Source organism: Roseivirga pacifica, from assembly GCF_900111145.1.
Classification (GTDB): domain Bacteria; phylum Bacteroidota; class Bacteroidia; order Cytophagales; family Cyclobacteriaceae; genus Roseivirga; species Roseivirga pacifica.
In genome coordinates, this window is sequence record NZ_FOIR01000002.1 from 188,829 (window position 1) to 205,674 (window position 16,846).

The following is a 16,846-nucleotide window of genomic DNA, read 5'->3' on the forward strand; positions in this document are numbered from 1 at the left end:
TAGCCAAAGCTACAATTTGATTTTAAGTTATACATTTTCAAAAGCAAAGTGCAGCTTTGGCTGGTAAGGAGAGATGATCTCTCGGTACCACCATAGCGGCATTGCGTATAGGTTTTGTTATGCACTGGCCTTAACTCCACTCGTATATTCCACCTCTGTCAATAAATTTTTTGTAATCATGATCTACTTGTGAAAGAGCCGTATGAATACCTACCTTCAAAATTGGGTCGCTATAAGTATATCTTTCCCGCGTATTATCGAAAAACCGTCCTGCTGGGTCAACCATCATATAAGAGCCTGTCATTAAATCGTTAGTTTCCCCCACAATTGCGATACCAAATTCTTCAATTTTCTTATGTCGCATTACAAAATTATTAAAGAGGTGACCTGAAACCTTAAAGTCCTCAAAATGCTTATCGTTCTGTCCTTTGATTGGAAGGACTTGTAGTACTTTCCATCTTTCTGGAAGAGCTATTTTTAAGAAATGCGTTAAATCTTCATGATGATTCTTTGAGGTGACAACCGTGTTTATCTTAAATCTAATTCCACCTTGTTTGATGTCATGAATTATTTTCAGGTATGAATCCTCAGAGAATGGTTTACTTTTGAATGTTCGCCCGGTAGTAATATTTGTTTGCTCGTTTAAACTGTCAATACTTAAAACCAACCAATCCAATTTGTTATTTATTTTTCTTAAATAGGCCTCTGTCAATAAAGAGCCATTGGTAACTAACATCGTTGTTAAGCCTCTATCTTTTGCTCTTTCTATTAATTCAGGTAGCCATTTACAAAGTGTGGGCTCACCACCTGCAAATGTTACTTTTTCAAAGCCTGCTTCAACAAATTTGTCTATTAATTGAATTGTACTGTTCTTGTCAAGATGTCCCTTCGGTAGAATAGTGGACTTAACATCCTGAAATGTTGCAAAACAAAACTTGCATCGCATATTGCAAGGCTCCCACAAATGAAAATTTATTGACTTTATTGTAGGTACTAGTTTGTTCACTTTTGTTTATGTAGTTGTGTTTAACGTTAGCTGTCGTGCACTTTTATGCTCGGTATATTTCCGGTAGTTTATTAAAAGTGCGCATTAGCAACCAACGGGTGCTGTATAACGCGCACTATTTGAGTTTCCAGAAAAGCACAGGGGTTTAAAAAGTACGTGTGTGTTTTTCTTGTTGGAAGAAAAGAATTTAAAAGAATAATTACAAGTGTAGGTTGGTTTTGTAGCTAGCATTAGTCGTCCGACCAATTGTCCCCAACACAGCCACGAGTTTCAGCCTCAGCTCCGTTACCAGTCATTGGTCTGACGACTTGGTTGTTCCGTTACTTTTGCGGAAACCGTCATTGCGAGAAATAAAACCTGTACTAACAAGGTTTTATGACGAAGCAGTCTGTCTGTTTGGAGGTCTACTGCTCAGAACTGACAGATTGCCGCGTTACAAAATTCCACTGCGTTCATTTTGCACCTCGCAATGACGCCTAGAGTTGGTTTTGCTGCTATTGACAGTCAATACCCTAAATGCCGTGAATCAATTCACTTGGCCGACCCTTTGGCAAGCTCAGGGTGGAAAGGGGAGCAGCTAGGTCTGGCACAGGCCTTATTAAGCCTTCCCACTTGCGGGAAGTCCCGAGAAATCGGGAGGATGGGGGCTTTTTAACCGATATATTGATAACTAATTACCCAATTTCCTCAATCACCGAGACAGCTTCATTGACTCTGGTCTTTGTCGTGTGTCCCAAACCCTCAAAATTTGAATCTCAATAGAAGATACACGGTAGAATATTTTGTAGTCTTTGACCACTTTTGAAAACACATTTCTGTAGTTGGTTTGCAAGCCGATGTGTGGATAATTGGAAATCAGCTCAGCAGATTTTTCGAACAGTTCTTCTAATTTTTCGGAGTAAGCGTTCGACCTGTTTCGATTTAACCAATACTTATAAATATCGGTTCGGTCTAAAATGGAGCGGGTAGTCCACCTTATTGTTTTAGCCATTGCTTAACCAGTTGGCTCGCTTTAGCGTTCGAATGTAAATTCCCTGCATCAGCGTCTGTAATACCTTCATCAATAGCTTTTTTCTCAATATCGGAAAGCTCAGGAGTATGCTCAATGTCATGTTCCAGTTCTACAACTTTCAAAAGTTCATTCAGAAGTCGCGGATCATTAATGTCATTAACACGTTCCTTAATTCTTTCCTTGGTATTCATATTATACAATTTAGTCAGGTATGCCTGAACATACCAAAGTGTAAACGAAAAAGATGAAGTTTTCTTTTTCACCTAGTCAAGTGCAAGGCTGTGGGAGATGCTGAAACAAGTTCAGCATGACGTGGTATGGTGTGAGCTTGCGGTATCCGAGACTATGAACTAGTAACCTGTTTTTCCGATTAACCGATTAACCGATATACTGATAACTGATCAACTATTTCACCAATTCCCGAATCAACTAGTTCCCCAATCACCCATTTCCCCTAATGACCATTGTCCAATGACAAATCAACCAAGCATTTACGTCAATTGCCGTATTGAATGCCGTAGGGCAGTAGTCTAGTTTTGGTTTATCAACCTGAAGTGGTTGTGTAAACTGAAATGACTATGAAAAAGAAATTGTGTTTGGCATTGCTAGTTTCTGTTTTTACTAGCCTGAGCCTATTCTCTCAAACAGTAGAGGATGTTAAAGTCAAGAAACTCGGTCCTGCTAATTTGAATTATCGCAAAGAAGCTAAGCGCATTGCTATTGCCGATTTTCAGGTAAACTATCAAACGGCACTCACCCTAGAAGACAAAAAGAAGGGTGGTAAAATGTGGCGCGGTGGTATTAAGGGCGATGCAAAGGCATCTCTTACAGTAGTGTTAGACGGCTTGAACCCAGATGATCTGCAAAAGCTAACGGACCAGCTTTATGCGCAATATGTAGCCGACCTAGAAGCTCAGGGATTTGAAATAGCACCTGTTGAGGAACTTTGGAGCAACAGCGCCTACGACAAAAAGAGAGATGAGCGATGGGAGCTTAAATCCGGAAATGGCCCAGAGCAGGGAAAAGAATTTGGTGTGATTTTAACGCGCCCTTCAACTCGTAAGTTTGTGGTTGCTCAAAGGACAGTTGATAAGGAAAACGGTACCCCATTTTCTGCGCTAGCCGATTATGAGCAAGGCACAGAAAATAAGGTGATTAATCAGAAGACCGACTATATTTTCAACAAGGTGGTACTGGAAGTACTGGTATTTGAAAATAGCCAGAGCGAGCTATCTAGAACACTTAACCGTCATGCAGGTTCGGCACAAGTAAATGCTGCTACTACTTTTAAGATCAGTGAGGCTAGTACCAATCGTTTTGGAGTAGGAATATTTATAGCTAAAGGTGGCGTAGAGGTTTCGGATGTTATGGAGAAACAAAAGTTTGAAGCAGGCCAAAATGCAGATACTGATAAGCTCGGTACAGATATGGGCGTGCTACGCGTGTGGAGCGTGGAAGATAGGGAGAAGACCAACTTTTCTACTGTAAAGTGCGACCCAGCCAAGTATCTAAAAGGTGCTGAAATGGGAGTGGAAGCCTTCTTGAAAGGTACTGTTCAAGCAATGGCTGATAAGGCGAAATAGAAATTAAATGAATCTTCAATCCAAATACGTAGTGGTTTCTTTAGCGCTGTTGTTCTTTGCTTGCGAAAGCAAGGGGCAGCAGGCTTTAGAAGCTTGTGGCGAAATAAAAACACTTACCATAGACGCTGAATATGCGCAGATGGCAGGGCTACCAGAGATTAATTTCGAATTGGAATATCCTGCTGAAATGGAGTTTACTCCAGCTGTAGAAGGTCAAAAGAATTACAACTATGCCACTTTTGTTTCACATGATGAAGCTGGCAACCGAAAGGAAATGATCTCCATCGGTTACTACACCATGGAAGGTACTGATGAAGCAACTATGGATGCCTTGAATGAAGATCTACTCAGTCAATTTCGTCAAATGTATGTCGCTAATTTTGAGCTGAGTAATGAGTTTCTTGGCAAAAAGGAGTTCGATGGCAAGGAGTATCCTATGTTCCAAACTATCGGAAAAATTGATCGCCCCGAAGCGGAATTTGTTGGTTCCTATCATGTTCAGGCTATGCTTATTCGCCCCAACCCAGAATCGAAAGTTGGAGTGGTGTTCATCTTCCAATCGAACGAAACTTCAGCAATAACCTCATTCGAAGACATTGGTAATAAGGGTTGTTCTTCAATTATTTGGAATAGTTTGAAATTCAATGACTAGTCAAATTCAATTTGTTGCCTATTTTTAGTGATGCCTTTAGCTAAACACATTCGTTTTTTAATAGCCGCTACATTTCTGCTGTTCTCTGGTTTCCATTCACTGGCTCAGAATATTACCCAGGCCGATATTGATGCGCTCAAAGATTCTCTCGCTTTAAAAAGTGGTAAAGAGCGGATCGAGTTTTTGGGTGATTTGGGCTTTAAGTACCGAACGATAAACACAGACAGTGCTTGGCATTATGCTAGGCAAGCTTATGCTGAAGCTGAGGAATTTGGAGATGATGATCTTCAAGGCAGAATCTCTATGAATTTGGCGATTCTGAAAACCGAAGCTGGCGACTACGTAGATGCCATCAAATCTTATAAGCTCGCCATGAATTTGGTAGACTCTACTAATGGTTCACAAACACTGAGCTTCGTGTATCACAACATGGCTAATGCCTATGAGCGAACTGGAGAGATTGATTCGGCTATTTATTATTCATTAAGGGCACTCAGGAGATACGAAATTGCTAATGACTCGCAGAGAATTGCTAATGTAAAGCTGAATATTGCCAGCCAATACCGAACGATTAAGGAGTATGAGCTATCGGAAAAAGTCAATATGGAGTCGTTGGAAATGTACCGTGCTTTGAACAACGTGTTTTTCCAGGCAGCCATTGAAAACAATTTAGCCCTTTTGAATAATGATCAGGAGCGTTATGAAAAGGCGCTATCACATGCACAAGAATCGCTCAAACTTTGGCAGTCTATTGGTCAAAGGTTAGTGGTAGCTTATAGCTATACGAATTTAGGAATTGCTCAAAAAGGACTTGGGAATTTAAATGAAGCTGAAGAATCTTTGAAAAATGCACTGGCACTTCAGCAAGAAAGAGGTGATAAGTACGAGGTCATCTTCCTCAAAATGCACCTAGCCGATGTATTGAACCGAAGAGGAAATTATGCTGAAGCGGCTAGCTTGGGAGTTGAAGCATATCAAGGCGCGGTGAATGACGATATTCTTACTTTTCAACAAAAAACAGCACTCACACTTTCCAAGATTTATGAAAATCAGCGCAACTATAAGGATGCGCTAACTTATATGCAGAAGAGTACTGCGGCTCAGGATAGCCTCTTTTTAACTGAAAAGGCCAAGGAGGTTCTGAAACTGAAAGAGCAATACGAAACTGAGCAAAAGGAGAATGAAATTCTGCGTCAACGAAATGAGCTCATCGAAAGTGAGCTGACTCTAAAAAGACGAAATAACCTGCTAATTGCTGGTGGAGGTTTGGTGCTAGTTTTGTTGGTGGTTGGGATCTCCCTGATTAGAGTTCAGCGATTAAAAGCGGAAAGAATCAAGAATGAGGCTGCTTTAGAACGTGCTCTGGCGGAAGCCAAAGCGCAAGAAAACCTAAAGGAGCAACGTATTAGAATCGCTAGAGATCTACACGATAATATCGGTTCGCAGCTGACCTACATTACTTCAATTACTGATACCACTAGAAAGGGGATTGACAGAGGAGAGGTATTCTTGGCTGAAAAGCTGATGCAGATGAAGCAGTTCACTTTAGTCACTATCTCAGAACTCCGCGATACCATCTGGGCGATGAATAAGGATGAGATCAGTTTAGAGGATATTCAGGAGAGAACGCAGCAGCTCGCAGCCACCATTCACGATGCGACAGATGATAACATCAGGGTTCGTACTGAAAGTGAGCCAAGCGATAAAGTATTGAATGCTTTTGTGGGAATGAATCTTTTCAGAATTATTCAGGAGTGTATCAACAATGCAGTGAAACACTCCGAAACGAAAGAAGTGCTGGTGTCATTTAAGGACATTGATAATAAGATAGAAATTGTGGTACAAGACTTCGGTAAAGGCTTCGATACTGAAGTTCAAGGTTCCGGGAACGGACTTTATATTATGAAGAATCGTGCTGAAAAGGCCGGAATAGACTTTAGCTTAACAAGCGCGGTGGGTGAAGGCACCAAGGTTGAGTTGAGGGTTTAAACGTTGAGAGGTGTTGAGATTTGGAAGTGTTGGAGTTACCCCTAACCCCGATGTTTCGGGGCCCTTAAGGGAACTTGGCTTGATAGGTTTGCGAATCTTTATTGCTCACCCTTTAGGGTTGGGGTAGAATAGAGAGAGATTAAGAGAGCATTAAATGTGTGTATCAGTACCGTCATCCTGAACTTGTTTCAGGATCAATTATATCAAGAATTTAAAGACCCTGAAATAAATTCAGGGTGACAAAAGACATAAGAGCGAGAAATGAAAACAAGGTTGGCGATAGTGGATGACAATACATTTTTAGCGAGGGCTATCAATGAAAAATTGTCTGGTTATGAAGATTTGGACATTAAATACACTGTCCATAATGGAAGTGAGTTTTTGGCCAAATTGGAGAAAAACCATAACCTCGATATCGTCCTGATGGACATTGAAATGCCAGTGCTCGATGGTATCGAAACCGTCAATATCGTCAAGCAAAAATATCCGCACATTAAGGTGTTGATGCTCACCGTTTTCGATAATGACGAAAACATCTTCAATGCTATTCGTGCCGGAGCCGATGGTTATTTGTTGAAGGAAATAGAAGGAGAGAAGCTACACAAAGCCATTCAGGAAACCGTAGAAGGTGGAGCAGCCATGAGTCCTTCGATAGCTGTAAAAACCCTGAAGCTGCTTCGTTTCCCGGAGAAACAAGAGTCATTCAAAATCGAAGAAGATATTACCGAGCTGAGTACTCGTGAGCAGGAAGTTTTGGAACAACTGGCAGAAGGGTTGAGTTACACTGTTATTGCCAATAACCTGTTTCTATCGCCAAGCACAGTGCGCAAGCACATCGAGAACATCTACAAGAAACTGCAAGTACATAACAAGTTAGAGGCGGTTCAAAAAGCCAGAAGGCAGAGTTTGATATGAGGGTGATCTATTAAAATGTCAAAACCTGTTTATCCCAACAACTTAACCACCCTTACCGCACTTAAACTCTGCGAAATAGCCTGCCAATTCTCGCCCAAATCACTTGAGGTGTAGAGGTTGCCATTATTAGTGCCGAAGACCATGACCTGTCCACGCTTGTCAAAACCATCGCGTAGTACAAGGTCGAAGGAGCCTTTCGGGGGAAGCCCCTTGGTGAGTGGCTGCCAGCTTTGCCCAGCGTTGACTGTTTTGTAAACAGCAAGTTCGGTATTGTGCGGAATTCGAAGGTCGTCCGACTGTGCCGGAATGACCCATGCCGTATCAATATCTGTTTCGTCAATCACCAAATCGAAGCCATAAACGGCCTTTTGGTTCGGATCAGAGACGTCTGCCCATGTGTGGCCATCGTCTAGTGAGCGGTAGATGCCACAATGATTTTGCTGCCAGATAACCTCAGGATGCTTAGGGTGGCGGATTATAGAATGCGGGTCGTGACCGACATCTATGGTACTGTCGGGCAGAAAGAAAGACTTGAGTCCGCTGTTGGTAGCTTGCCAAGTATTGCCGAAGTCGTCACTCTGAAAAACTCCAGCACAGCTAATGCCAACCATTAATTGGTTGGGCTTCTCGGGATGAAAAAGTATAGAATGCAAAAAGGGGCTTTTACTTCCTTTTCCACCGCCTTGCCAAGTTTCTCGGCTCGGATGTTCGCTTAAACCCGATAATTCAGAAAAACTATCTCCGTTGTCTTTAGAAACGAAAATTGCGGCAGGCTCCACACCGATGAAGAGCTCAAGCTTACCTTCGGTCAATCGACTTTCAATCGTCCAGACGGATTTTAAGCTGTGTGTGCCTTTGGAGAATTTGGGTGCAGTAATTTCCTTGAAAGACTCACCTTGATCCGCTGAGCGATACAGTTTGGTGCCCCAGTGTTTGTGGTTAATGGCTACCCACCATTGGCCTTTTACATCTTGGTGAAATGCCCCGATAGGTAGGCCGATAAAGTGGATGTCTGTTAGCTTCCAGCCGTTGCTTTCTTGGCTGTAAATGAGCAAGCCTTTGTCTGTTCCTGCAATTAATTTCATTGGCCGATATCTGATTTACCCCCTGTTTTCTTCAACAGTTTGGTTTCTTTGATCACAATGTTGTGAGAGAAGGCCTTGCACATGTCGTATACGGTTAGGGCTGCAACAGAAGCGCCAGTCAATGCTTCCATTTCAACGCCCGTTTTACCAGAACAACGTGCTTCGCAAATAATCTCAACTAGAAGGTTATCCTTTAGCTGAATGTCTACTGAAACCTTGTTCAGGTTGAGTTGGTGGCAAAGCGGAATCAATTCAAAGGTTCGTTTGGCACCCTGAATACCAGCTATAATGGCTGTGTGAAAAACAGGGCCTTTCAGCGTTTTTATCTCACCATCTTGAATATGTTCAGCCATTTCATCTGGCAATTGCACGAATGATTGTGCAATGGCTGTACGCTTTGTGATTTCCTTTTCGCCAACATCTACCATCGATGGGCTATCGTCTGCTATATGGGTGAATTTCTTAGTCATTATCTAAACGGAATATACGGATAAACCTCACCAGCTTTAAACGCTGATTGATTATCTGGTAGAGTAATAAAGCCATCGGCTTGGGTTAGGTTGGCAAAGTCGCCAGAGCCATTGCCTTTGAAGGTTTCTGCCACTAGTTCTCCTTGCTTTGTTGAAGTAAGTTTGCACTCCAAAAAGTAGGTGAGGGGTGGCGGAAAATCAAGGTCTTGCTGCAACTTAACGTAGGTCGTGTTCGGCTTTTGATTTAGCGAAGTATTCAACCAATACCTGATGTAAATACTGGCACAGACAAAGCTTGAAACCGGATTGCCTGGCAGCGCGAATACTTGTTTTCCAGCATCACTTGTACCAAACCAGAACGGCTTGCCTGGTCGCTGCTTTACTTTGTGAAAATGCTTGGTTACGCCCAGCTCTTCCAAAACCTCTGGTAAGTAGTCGAATTTGCCGCGTGAAACTCCACCCGTCATTACCAGTACATCAAAGTCTTTCAGTATTTGCTCAATTTCCTTTAGCATTAGCGCTTTGTCATCGGCTAAATGAAATTGCTCGGTCTCTATTCCCCATTGATTCAAAAGGCTCTCAACCCCATAGTTACTCGAACGCCTCACTTGGTGTTCCAGTGGTGTTTCATTTATGGCCACCAGCTCGTCACCAGTGGTAATGATGGCCGCTTTTGGGAGTTTGTAAACGGGCAATTTGGCACAACCTACCGCTGCAGCCACTATCAGCTCAGCCGCACTCAGTTTAGTGCCTTTGGTAAGCACTACATCGCCTGCGGCTTTATCGCTGGCTTTAAAGTGAATGTTCTGCTTTTCTTTTACCGTTTCAACATTGATGGTCGCCACCTCATCGGTAATGGTAAGATCCTCATAACGAATTATCGTATCGAGTCCATTAGGCATTATCGCACCAGTCATTATCTGTACGCACTGTTTTGGAGTGTTAAATGACTTTTGAGGCATACCTGCTCCAATGATTTCAGCAATTGGGAATTGGCGCTGGCCGTCAGCATAGACACTATAACTAATAGCAATGCCGTCCATGGTTACACGGTCGTAAGGGGGAAGTGCTCTGTCGGCTTTAATATCTTCAGCAAGTACACGGTTCGTAGCTTCCGATAGGCTTACCTTTTCTACGGTTTGCTTAAAAGTGTTTTGTGAGATTATTTCTAATGCTTCCTGATAGCTAATCATTTGTAATGTTGAGTGTTAAAATTTAATGTTGAATGGCTGTTGTGAAATTAAGCATTTACAATTCACAATTGATAATTGAAGTTATCCTCCAATAGTAGCCATGGACTGAAATGAGCCGGTTTCTTCCTTTCGTTTTTCTGACTCAAACCCATCTTTAGCACGTTGGCCAAATAGCTTTAAGAACTTTTCTTTAATGTCTATATCGGTAGCGCCATCCCGCATGAAATCCCTAAAACTAAAGCCTTTATTCTGATACAAGCAGGTCATTAATTCACCCTTGGGTGTAAGCCTTATTCTATCGCAGGTACCGCAAATGGTGCGCGAATAAGCCGGAATAACGCCTATGCTGCCTTTAGCTCCCGGAATTTGATAGTTATAGGAGGTAGAGCTTTTGGCATCATCAAGCTTATTCAGATTAGGATATTGCGTTTTAATATGATTTATGATTCGCCTAAAATTCCATTCAATGGGCGTATAGCCTTTGCTACCTCCATTAAAGGGCATTTCTTCAATAAAGCGAATGCTCACATCATCATTCACAGTAAGCGCACTCATAGGTAGAATGTCGCCCAAATTGTGGTTTTCCATCACCACCGCATTGATTTTGGTATTAAGGGTAGACTGTTCCAAAAGCTTGTAATAGTTCCAAACCTTTTCGAACTCATCCCTTCGGGTGACTTTTGCGAAGCGCTCGGCATCGATTGAATCCAAGCTTAGGTTTACGCTGTTCACGCCAATTTGCTCCATTGTTTCAATTGAAGACAGTGGAGCCGTTCCGTTGGTAGTAATGTTAAGCTTATCAATGCCTTTTATTTGCTTCAATTCGCTCATAAAAGGGAGCAGGTCTTTGCGCACAAATGGTTCGCCACCTGTTATGCGCACCTTACTAATGCCAAGGTTGGCCAAAATCTCAACCAAGCGCAGCATTTCTTCATAGGTGAGAATCTGGTCCTTTTTGCTCCACGGTAGTCCTTCCTCAGGCATACAATAATGACAGCGCAAATTGCAACGCTCTGTTACAGCGAGTCTTAAGTATCGAAGTGGCCGGTTATGGTTATCGTAAAGCAAAATGCTTGTATATTAGTTAAGATTTGGGCTCAGCAAACTAACGTAATTCATGCTAGACATTGTTTCAAGAATACAGCAATTAGTTGATAAAGAAAAACCATTTGCCCTTGCACGGGTAATCAAAACTTGGCGCAGTTCGCCTCGACCGGTTGGTTCGGCCATGGCTGTAACCGCTAAAGGAGAGATGATAGGGTCGGTAAGCGGTGGCTGCGTAGAAAATGCTGTGGTGAAAAAGGCCATAGAAGTATTGAACTCAGGTGTGCCAGAGGTAGTGGAGTTTGGTATAGCCGATGACGATGCCTGGGAAGTTGGTTTGAGCTGTGGTGGGGCGCTTACTGTCCTCATTACTCCATTTATGGAAGATGATGGTTGGTCCAAATTCAACGAGTTTCTAACGGAACAACTCGATTTCTTTTTGCTTACGCCACTTTCGGGTGGAAGAAATTCCAATCCGATTTTAATGGAGCATTTGGATGATGAGCTACCGGATAATCCAGTACTCAAACAAAACATTACCGATGCTTACAAAGATGGTTTACCGGGCGCTATTGTGGAGTCCAGGGTAGGCGATGAATATTTTGTGCACTTTTTTAGGAAGAAGCCCTTGCTGCTGTTAATTGGTTCGGCACATATTACGGCAGAGCTTTTGGTGCTGGCCAAAATGTTTGGTTTTGAATCCGTAGTAATTGACCCCAGAGACACTTTTGCTAAGAAAACGGATATGCCGCAGCAGCCAGACCAGCTTTTGGTTAAATGGCCGCAGCAGGTATTGAAAGGCTTTCCTTTAACCAAAAACACCTACGTGGTTATACTTTCGCACGACCCTAAAATTGATGATGAAGCTTTGAAAATCGTTTTGCCTTCCCAAGTAAAATATGTTGGAGCCTTAGGGAGTAAGAAAACGCATCAAAGGCGCGTGATCAGGCTGGAGGATTATGGGTTTACAGCGCCACAGATTGAAAGAATTGATGCGCCAATTGGTATTCCCATTGGTTCGCAAACACCAAAAGAAATTGCCTTGAGCGTAATGGCGGGCATCATCAAAGCGAAAAACCTTTAAACACCTAATCAATGTTTGTAAAGCGGAAATTAAGTCCAAAAGTAGTTTTCAAATTTGGATGGAAGAACATTATCTGGGCCACACTTTGGTCCGCTTTGGTAGTGTTTGTTTATCAAGAATTGCTCGATAAAAAATACCACATTGGCATACCGTATATGCCTTTGAGTACCATTGGTATTGCGGTCGCATTTTATGTCGGCTTTAAGAATAATCAGGCATACGATAGGTTTTGGGAAGGAAGGAAGATATGGGGTGGCATAGTCAACTATAGCCGCACTTGGGCCAATCAGGTGTTGTCTTATTTAGATTGCTCTCAAAGTCTTTCTAAGGAAGAAATTGATAGGATTGAGCGCAGGCTGGTGCATCGTCATTTGGCATGGATAAACACGCTGAGGATTCAGTTGCGCTACACCACGATCTTCGATCGATCCAATCTTTCATATGTGCCCAGTTTTAGGCTAGAAAATGACCGAGATAACCTCACAGATATTTCGAAGCATATTTCGGATGAAGAATATGAAAAGGTGATGAGTAAGGTTAACCCTGCCACACATATTAACAGGCTGCAAGGCGCAGACCTTTCAATGTTGAAAAAGAATGGTTCGATTACCGATTTTCAATACGTAAACATGATGACCACGCTGGAGGAATTTTACAACCTTCAAGGGATGTGTGAGAGGATTAAGAGTACTCCATTTCCGCGTCAGTTTGCCTATTTCGGCTCATTGTTCGTATGGATATTTATTGGCTTGCTTCCGTTTGGTATGGTAGAGGAGTTCTACCACATTGAGGATGGTAACATAGTTTGGCTAACGGTGCCTTTTAGTGCGCTGGTATCATGGATTTTTTACACCATGGAAATAGTGGGTGATGTAAGCGAAGACCCGTTCGAAAACTATATTAACGATGTGCCAATGACAGCGATTTGCCGCACAATTGAGCGCGACTTATTGCAGCTTATTGATGAGGAGCCAATTCCGGAGAAAGCTCAGCCAGTAGATGATATTCTGCTTTAATCGAATGAATCGTAACCGCCATTTAGCCACTTCCAGAATCTGGCAATAGGGTTAGATGATCTCTGTGGTTTGCTTTGACCGTTTTGTTGACGCTGTTCTTCTTGCTGGTGCTGAAGTACTAATTTCTTCTTTTTCTTGCGCTTTGGCTTAGTAACTTTGGCAGCTACATTTTCTTCGTAGTGCTTTCGCTTTAGCTCTTTTTGGCGCTTTTCTTCTTCTACCTTTTTTCGAAGAGCAATTCGCTCGGCACGTTCACGCTCTTCGGCAGGCGTAAGGTTTCTTTTTCTGCGGTCGTTTCTTTTGCCTCCGCGCTGATTGCGTCTTTGGCCATTGCGCTTAGGTCTTTCCTCTTTTTGCTCCTTTTCAGGCTTGGGCTCTTTTTTTACCGGCTCAGGAATGTCTATTTTTCCCAAAACCTTTAAACCTTCCAGTTGAGGCTTTTCAGCTTTAAAAGAGTCGAGGTTTTCCTTTCGCTCGTCAAATTCCTTTTCTAGTGTAATTACTTTTGGCCTAAGCGATTCTACGAATTTTGGTGTGGTTTCCGCTTCGGTGGCAATTGGCTTGGGTGCAGCCTCCTCAACCTCAGTTTCAACTGGTGCTTCTGCCACAGGTTCTTCAATAGCTTGTTCAGGCACTTCGGCTGAAGCTTCTGGTTCTTCCAAGAATTCGAACTTTGACTTTAGGAAAGTCAATTCTTCATCGGTGATCTTAACGTTCGGATGGTTGTTTACTTCTCTAAACTCTGCTTTAAGTGCCTCAACAATTTCAGCAGAGTTAACCTTCAATAGGCGAGCGGTTTGGCCAAGTCGCATACTTACTAGAATTTGGCGCGAATATAGCTAAGGAACACCTATCGTGTCAACCAAAATACGGAGGATCAGCAGTCTTTCTTCTTTAAAAAGGCCAATTATTTCTTGTAATCTGAAACGTGCCTGTCAATTACCTCTTGGTGAATGTCGGAAATGGTAACCAATAAACCGGTTTCTTCTACCTCTCCAAAGTCTGGGTTAAAGGCTGTTCCAAAGGTCATCATTGTAGAGGACAGGTTCATGTAGATATTGATTAAAGGAGGGATCCATTCCCCTCTGTCTTTCAGTAACTTATGTAGAAGTTTAAAGCCTTCGTTAAAAGGAACGTCCTTCTCAAAATACTCGTAGAAAAGCTGATCGTTATAGCCAGTAAACAGCTCTGGTTTTGGTGTACAAAGCTTCGATTTGTCTGGGAAGTAATGCGCCATAAAGCCAAGCAAAATATCGCGCGCTTCTTTGTGATAAGAAGTGTACATGGTAACCTTTCCAAAGAAGTATTTAATCTCTGGGTAGTTTACAATTAGGGCGCCAAGGCCATCCCAAATATTTGCTAGGGCAAAAACACCTTTGCGCGGATTTACGGAAGGTTGATATTCTGGCTGCACCCAAGAACGACCAAGTTCAATGGAATAGGGTAGGTAATCGCGCTTCATTTCTTCTGAAAAGTTGAAGTAATGTGCGGTAGAAAGTTCGTATTCGTGTGTTTTTTCGTTGTAGGATCTTTCCCCAGTAATAAAACGATAGCCGCCTACAATTTCTCTGTCTTCCGGACTATAAACAATCAACTGCTCGTAACAACGGTCTGTTGTATCGTGCTCATCCATGTCTATTTCGTGGCCTGTGCCACCGCCCGCACGTCTAAAGGAAATTTCTCTGAGCCTACCAATTTCGCGCATGGTATGAGGCGAATTGTGGTGGTTTAGAATGTAAATTTCGTTGCCACCTTTATTTGTGTTCCGAACAAAACGTTCACTTGTCAATTCATCTTCGATGAGTTCACGTTCTACCGGGGGAATAATATCTCTAAGCTCCTTGCTTTCCTTCATGCTATCTAATTATTGGTTAAGCCATTTCGTAAACCTTGGCTTTTACCCACTGAGCCCACTCGTTCTCCTTTTTGGACCTATCGAAAGTAGTATAATCAATCGGTTGTCCAATGCGTATTTTCATTTCTGTGCCCCTTTGCCTGAATAGTTCATCAACCAAAAAGAGCATTTCGATGTTGAGCTTTATTCTAAAAAATTTTCTCCACTTGGCCAACCTATAAAATCGATTAGTCAACCTGCCTTCAATATACACTGGAATTACAGGTTTTTTATACTTTTTAGACTTAGAAACAAAGGTCTTCTTCCATTCTAAATCGCGTACTTCTCCATCGATTTTGCGACTTACCAAGCCTGCAGGGAATATAAAAGTTGCAGCGTCCGAAGCAAAAAGTTCGTCTACCTTTTGCAGCGATTCTTTTGCACTTCTGCCCACCTTATTCACCCCCACAAAGTGCCCTCTTAGGTTTTCAATGGTCATTAAGAAGTCGTTCACTATAAACTTAATGTCAGGTCTTATCTCGCTTAGTTCACTAACTACGGCTACCGCATCGAAGCCGCCCAGCGGGTGGTTAGAAACAAAAATACAGCTTTCAGGTGGGGTGATTACGTTTTCGTGCCCTTCCATGCGCAGCGTTATACCAAACTCTTTCATGCAGGCATCGCAAAACTCATAAGCGCTTCTTCCTTTTTGTTTTCTAAAAAACTCATTCACTTCTTCCTGATGAATGATTCTTTCTAAATAGCGAATAACAAAACCGGGAATCCACTTTAAGGCATTAGCGTTTTTATCGGCAATAAGGCTCCTAACATCAACAAATTTCTCCATGGGCAAACTTATGCGTTCGGCAATAATAAGCTCATTTTGCTGACATTACAATAGCTATAGAGAAAGGTTAATGCGCATAGAATTCGATAGAGGAAGAAACTAGGCTTGATTACAAGTGAAACCTTGATTAATTCTATTTAGAGTTTGTTATTTGAAGCGATGCTTTAAAACCTGCAATGCAATGGACTTATCTAAAAAGAATATTCTGGCCAAATTTGAGTGCTTTAACGACCATTGGAAACCACATATTATTGGTGAATTGAATGGGCAACTTGTTAAGCTGGCTAAGCTAAAAGATGACTTTGTTTGGCATAGCCATGCGCATGAAGATGAGTACTTTCAGGTTTTTAAAGGGACGCTTTATATGGAGTTTAGGGATAGAACAGAAGTGTTATCTGCCGGAGACATGATTATTGTTCCGAAAGGAGTAGAGCATAATCCATATACCAAAGATGGTGAAGAAGTTTGGGTGCTATTGTTCGAACCCGCTTCCACAAAACATACCGGTGAAGTGGCTCACGAACGCACCCATAATGATCAGGAGTGGATTTAGTCTTTATTGATTAGTTCCACGAGGATTTCGTCTAATCTCTGGCCGGGTTTGGGCCGTTCTATAAAGCGGCCAAGTTCTCTACCCGCTCGGTAAACAATAATGGTAGGTACGCGGTAGATCTTGTATTGCTGTTCTTCTTGATTTGGCCCTTTCTTTCTTAAATCGAGCGCCCATGCTTCTACTTTTGAGTCGGGTATAGCCAGTTGGTCTAATGTTTTATAAAAGGCTGGGACATTGCGCTTGCTGTCGCCACACCAAGTGCCTAGAAATACCTTAAAGTGAATGTCTTTGAGTTTCGCTTTATCGACCTTTGAGCTAATGTCAGCACTTGGCTGGTAACTGTTGTAAATGGTGTTGAACCATTTGCCATATGAGTTGCTTTGAAGTCCCGCTCGATTAATTTTTCCGTACAAAAATGTTCTTCCATTAACTGTAACCTCTTTGTTTAAATCTTCATTGGGCAGTCCATTTAATAATAGGGAGATGAGCAGGAGTAAGGCTGGTGTTTTCATTTTTTAATGCCATACTGCCACTTGGTTTATTGTCGTCAAAAAAAAATCAGC

The 16,846-nt window shown here is 42.2% G+C and carries 18 protein-coding genes; 7 read left to right on the forward strand and 11 right to left on the reverse strand.

Annotated elements, in window-relative coordinates:
- Nucleotides 1-130 precede the first annotated feature (130 nt).
- The 3 genes from BMW98_RS09735 to BMW98_RS09745 all read right to left on the reverse strand — a co-directional run bounded on the left by BMW98_RS09735 (nucleotide 131) and on the right by BMW98_RS09745 (nucleotide 2,209).
- Nucleotides 131-1,006, reverse strand: a complete 876-nt coding sequence (locus BMW98_RS09735) for a viperin family antiviral radical SAM protein (protein ID WP_222843624.1) — start codon at nucleotides 1,004-1,006, stop codon at nucleotides 131-133.
- A gap of 691 nt (nucleotides 1,007-1,697) precedes the next feature.
- Nucleotides 1,698-1,997, reverse strand: a complete 300-nt coding sequence (locus tag BMW98_RS09740) for a type II toxin-antitoxin system RelE/ParE family toxin (RefSeq protein ID WP_090258396.1) — start codon at nucleotides 1,995-1,997, stop codon at nucleotides 1,698-1,700.
- On the reverse strand, nucleotides 1,982-2,209 hold the full coding sequence (locus tag BMW98_RS09745; protein WP_090258397.1) for a hypothetical protein: 228 nt from the start codon (nucleotides 2,207-2,209) through the stop codon (nucleotides 1,982-1,984). The genes BMW98_RS09740 and BMW98_RS09745 overlap by 16 nt, the downstream gene beginning before the upstream one ends.
- A 387-nt stretch (nucleotides 2,210-2,596) precedes the next feature.
- Between BMW98_RS09745 and BMW98_RS09750 the strand changes: the two genes are divergently transcribed.
- The 4 genes from BMW98_RS09750 to BMW98_RS09765 all read left to right on the forward strand — a co-directional run bounded on the left by BMW98_RS09750 (nucleotide 2,597) and on the right by BMW98_RS09765 (nucleotide 7,157).
- Entirely contained in the window at nucleotides 2,597-3,601 is a 1,005-nt protein-coding gene (locus BMW98_RS09750) for a hypothetical protein (protein ID WP_090259432.1), read from the forward strand.
- Nucleotides 3,602-3,608: 7 nt separating this feature from the next.
- Nucleotides 3,609-4,253 carry a hypothetical protein gene (locus tag BMW98_RS09755; protein WP_090258398.1) on the forward strand — a complete coding sequence of 215 codons (645 nt, stop codon included), beginning with the start codon at nucleotides 3,609-3,611 and terminating at the stop codon, nucleotides 4,251-4,253.
- A 30-nt stretch (nucleotides 4,254-4,283) separates the two neighbouring features.
- The gene (locus BMW98_RS09760; RefSeq protein ID WP_090258399.1) at nucleotides 4,284-6,242 is read left to right on the forward strand and encodes a tetratricopeptide repeat-containing sensor histidine kinase; all 1,959 of its coding nucleotides are present in this window, start codon (nucleotides 4,284-4,286) and stop codon (nucleotides 6,240-6,242) included.
- Between the two features lie 261 nt (nucleotides 6,243-6,503).
- Nucleotides 6,504-7,157 carry a response regulator gene (locus BMW98_RS09765; protein WP_090258400.1) on the forward strand — a complete coding sequence of 218 codons (654 nt, stop codon included), beginning with the start codon at nucleotides 6,504-6,506 and terminating at the stop codon, nucleotides 7,155-7,157.
- 29 nt (nucleotides 7,158-7,186) lie between these two features.
- Here the strand turns inward: BMW98_RS09765 and BMW98_RS09770 are convergent, their stop codons facing one another.
- From BMW98_RS09770 to moaA, 4 genes are all read right to left on the reverse strand, one after another.
- Complete coding sequence (locus tag BMW98_RS09770) at nucleotides 7,187-8,242, reverse strand: hypothetical protein (protein ID WP_090258401.1); 1,056 nt, start codon at nucleotides 8,240-8,242, stop codon at nucleotides 7,187-7,189.
- On the reverse strand, nucleotides 8,239-8,712 hold the full coding sequence (gene moaC / locus BMW98_RS09775; RefSeq protein WP_090258402.1) for a cyclic pyranopterin monophosphate synthase MoaC: 474 nt from the start codon (nucleotides 8,710-8,712) through the stop codon (nucleotides 8,239-8,241). The genes BMW98_RS09770 and moaC overlap by 4 nt, the downstream gene beginning before the upstream one ends.
- Entirely contained in the window at nucleotides 8,712-9,905 is a 1,194-nt protein-coding gene (locus tag BMW98_RS09780) for a molybdopterin molybdotransferase MoeA (protein ID WP_090258403.1), read from the reverse strand. Before BMW98_RS09780 ends, moaC begins: the two co-directional genes overlap by 1 nt.
- Before the next feature lie 81 nt (nucleotides 9,906-9,986).
- Nucleotides 9,987-10,973 (reverse strand): GTP 3',8-cyclase MoaA, encoded by a 987-nt coding sequence (gene moaA / locus BMW98_RS09785; protein ID WP_090258404.1) that lies wholly within the window; start codon nucleotides 10,971-10,973, stop codon nucleotides 9,987-9,989.
- Between the two features lie 49 nt (nucleotides 10,974-11,022).
- Between moaA and BMW98_RS09790 the strand changes: the two genes are divergently transcribed.
- The gene (locus BMW98_RS09790) at nucleotides 11,023-12,033 is read left to right on the forward strand and encodes an XdhC family protein (RefSeq protein ID WP_090258405.1); all 1,011 of its coding nucleotides are present in this window, start codon (nucleotides 11,023-11,025) and stop codon (nucleotides 12,031-12,033) included.
- 11 nt (nucleotides 12,034-12,044) lie between these two features.
- Nucleotides 12,045-13,049, forward strand: a complete 1,005-nt coding sequence (locus BMW98_RS09795) for a bestrophin family protein (RefSeq protein ID WP_090258406.1) — start codon at nucleotides 12,045-12,047, stop codon at nucleotides 13,047-13,049.
- Here the strand turns inward: BMW98_RS09795 and BMW98_RS09800 are convergent.
- The 3 genes from BMW98_RS09800 to glsA all read right to left on the reverse strand — a co-directional run bounded on the left by BMW98_RS09800 (nucleotide 13,046) and on the right by glsA (nucleotide 15,730).
- Entirely contained in the window at nucleotides 13,046-13,861 is an 816-nt protein-coding gene (locus tag BMW98_RS09800; RefSeq protein WP_090258407.1) for a hypothetical protein, read from the reverse strand. The genes BMW98_RS09795 and BMW98_RS09800 overlap by 4 nt on opposite strands.
- 95 nt (nucleotides 13,862-13,956) lie before the next feature.
- Complete coding sequence (gene glsB, locus BMW98_RS09805) at nucleotides 13,957-14,904, reverse strand: glycine N(alpha)-acyltransferase GlsB (RefSeq protein WP_090258408.1); 948 nt, start codon at nucleotides 14,902-14,904, stop codon at nucleotides 13,957-13,959.
- Between the two features lie 16 nt (nucleotides 14,905-14,920).
- Nucleotides 14,921-15,730: a lyso-glycine lipid O-acyltransferase GlsA gene (glsA, locus tag BMW98_RS09810; RefSeq protein WP_090258409.1), complete on the reverse strand. Its 810-nt coding sequence runs from the start codon at nucleotides 15,728-15,730 to the stop codon at nucleotides 14,921-14,923.
- Nucleotides 15,731-15,911: 181 nt separating this feature from the next.
- Here glsA and BMW98_RS09815 point away from each other — a divergent pair, with 181 nt between their 5' ends.
- Nucleotides 15,912-16,283, forward strand: coding sequence for a cupin domain-containing protein (locus BMW98_RS09815; RefSeq protein ID WP_090258410.1), 372 nt, complete (start codon nucleotides 15,912-15,914; stop codon nucleotides 16,281-16,283).
- Here BMW98_RS09815 and BMW98_RS09820 read toward each other — a convergent pair.
- Nucleotides 16,280-16,795, reverse strand: a complete 516-nt coding sequence (locus BMW98_RS09820; RefSeq protein WP_090258411.1) for a thioredoxin family protein — start codon at nucleotides 16,793-16,795, stop codon at nucleotides 16,280-16,282. The two genes, BMW98_RS09815 and BMW98_RS09820, sit on opposite strands and share 4 nt — an antisense overlap.
- Between the last annotated feature and the right edge of the window lie 51 nt (nucleotides 16,796-16,846).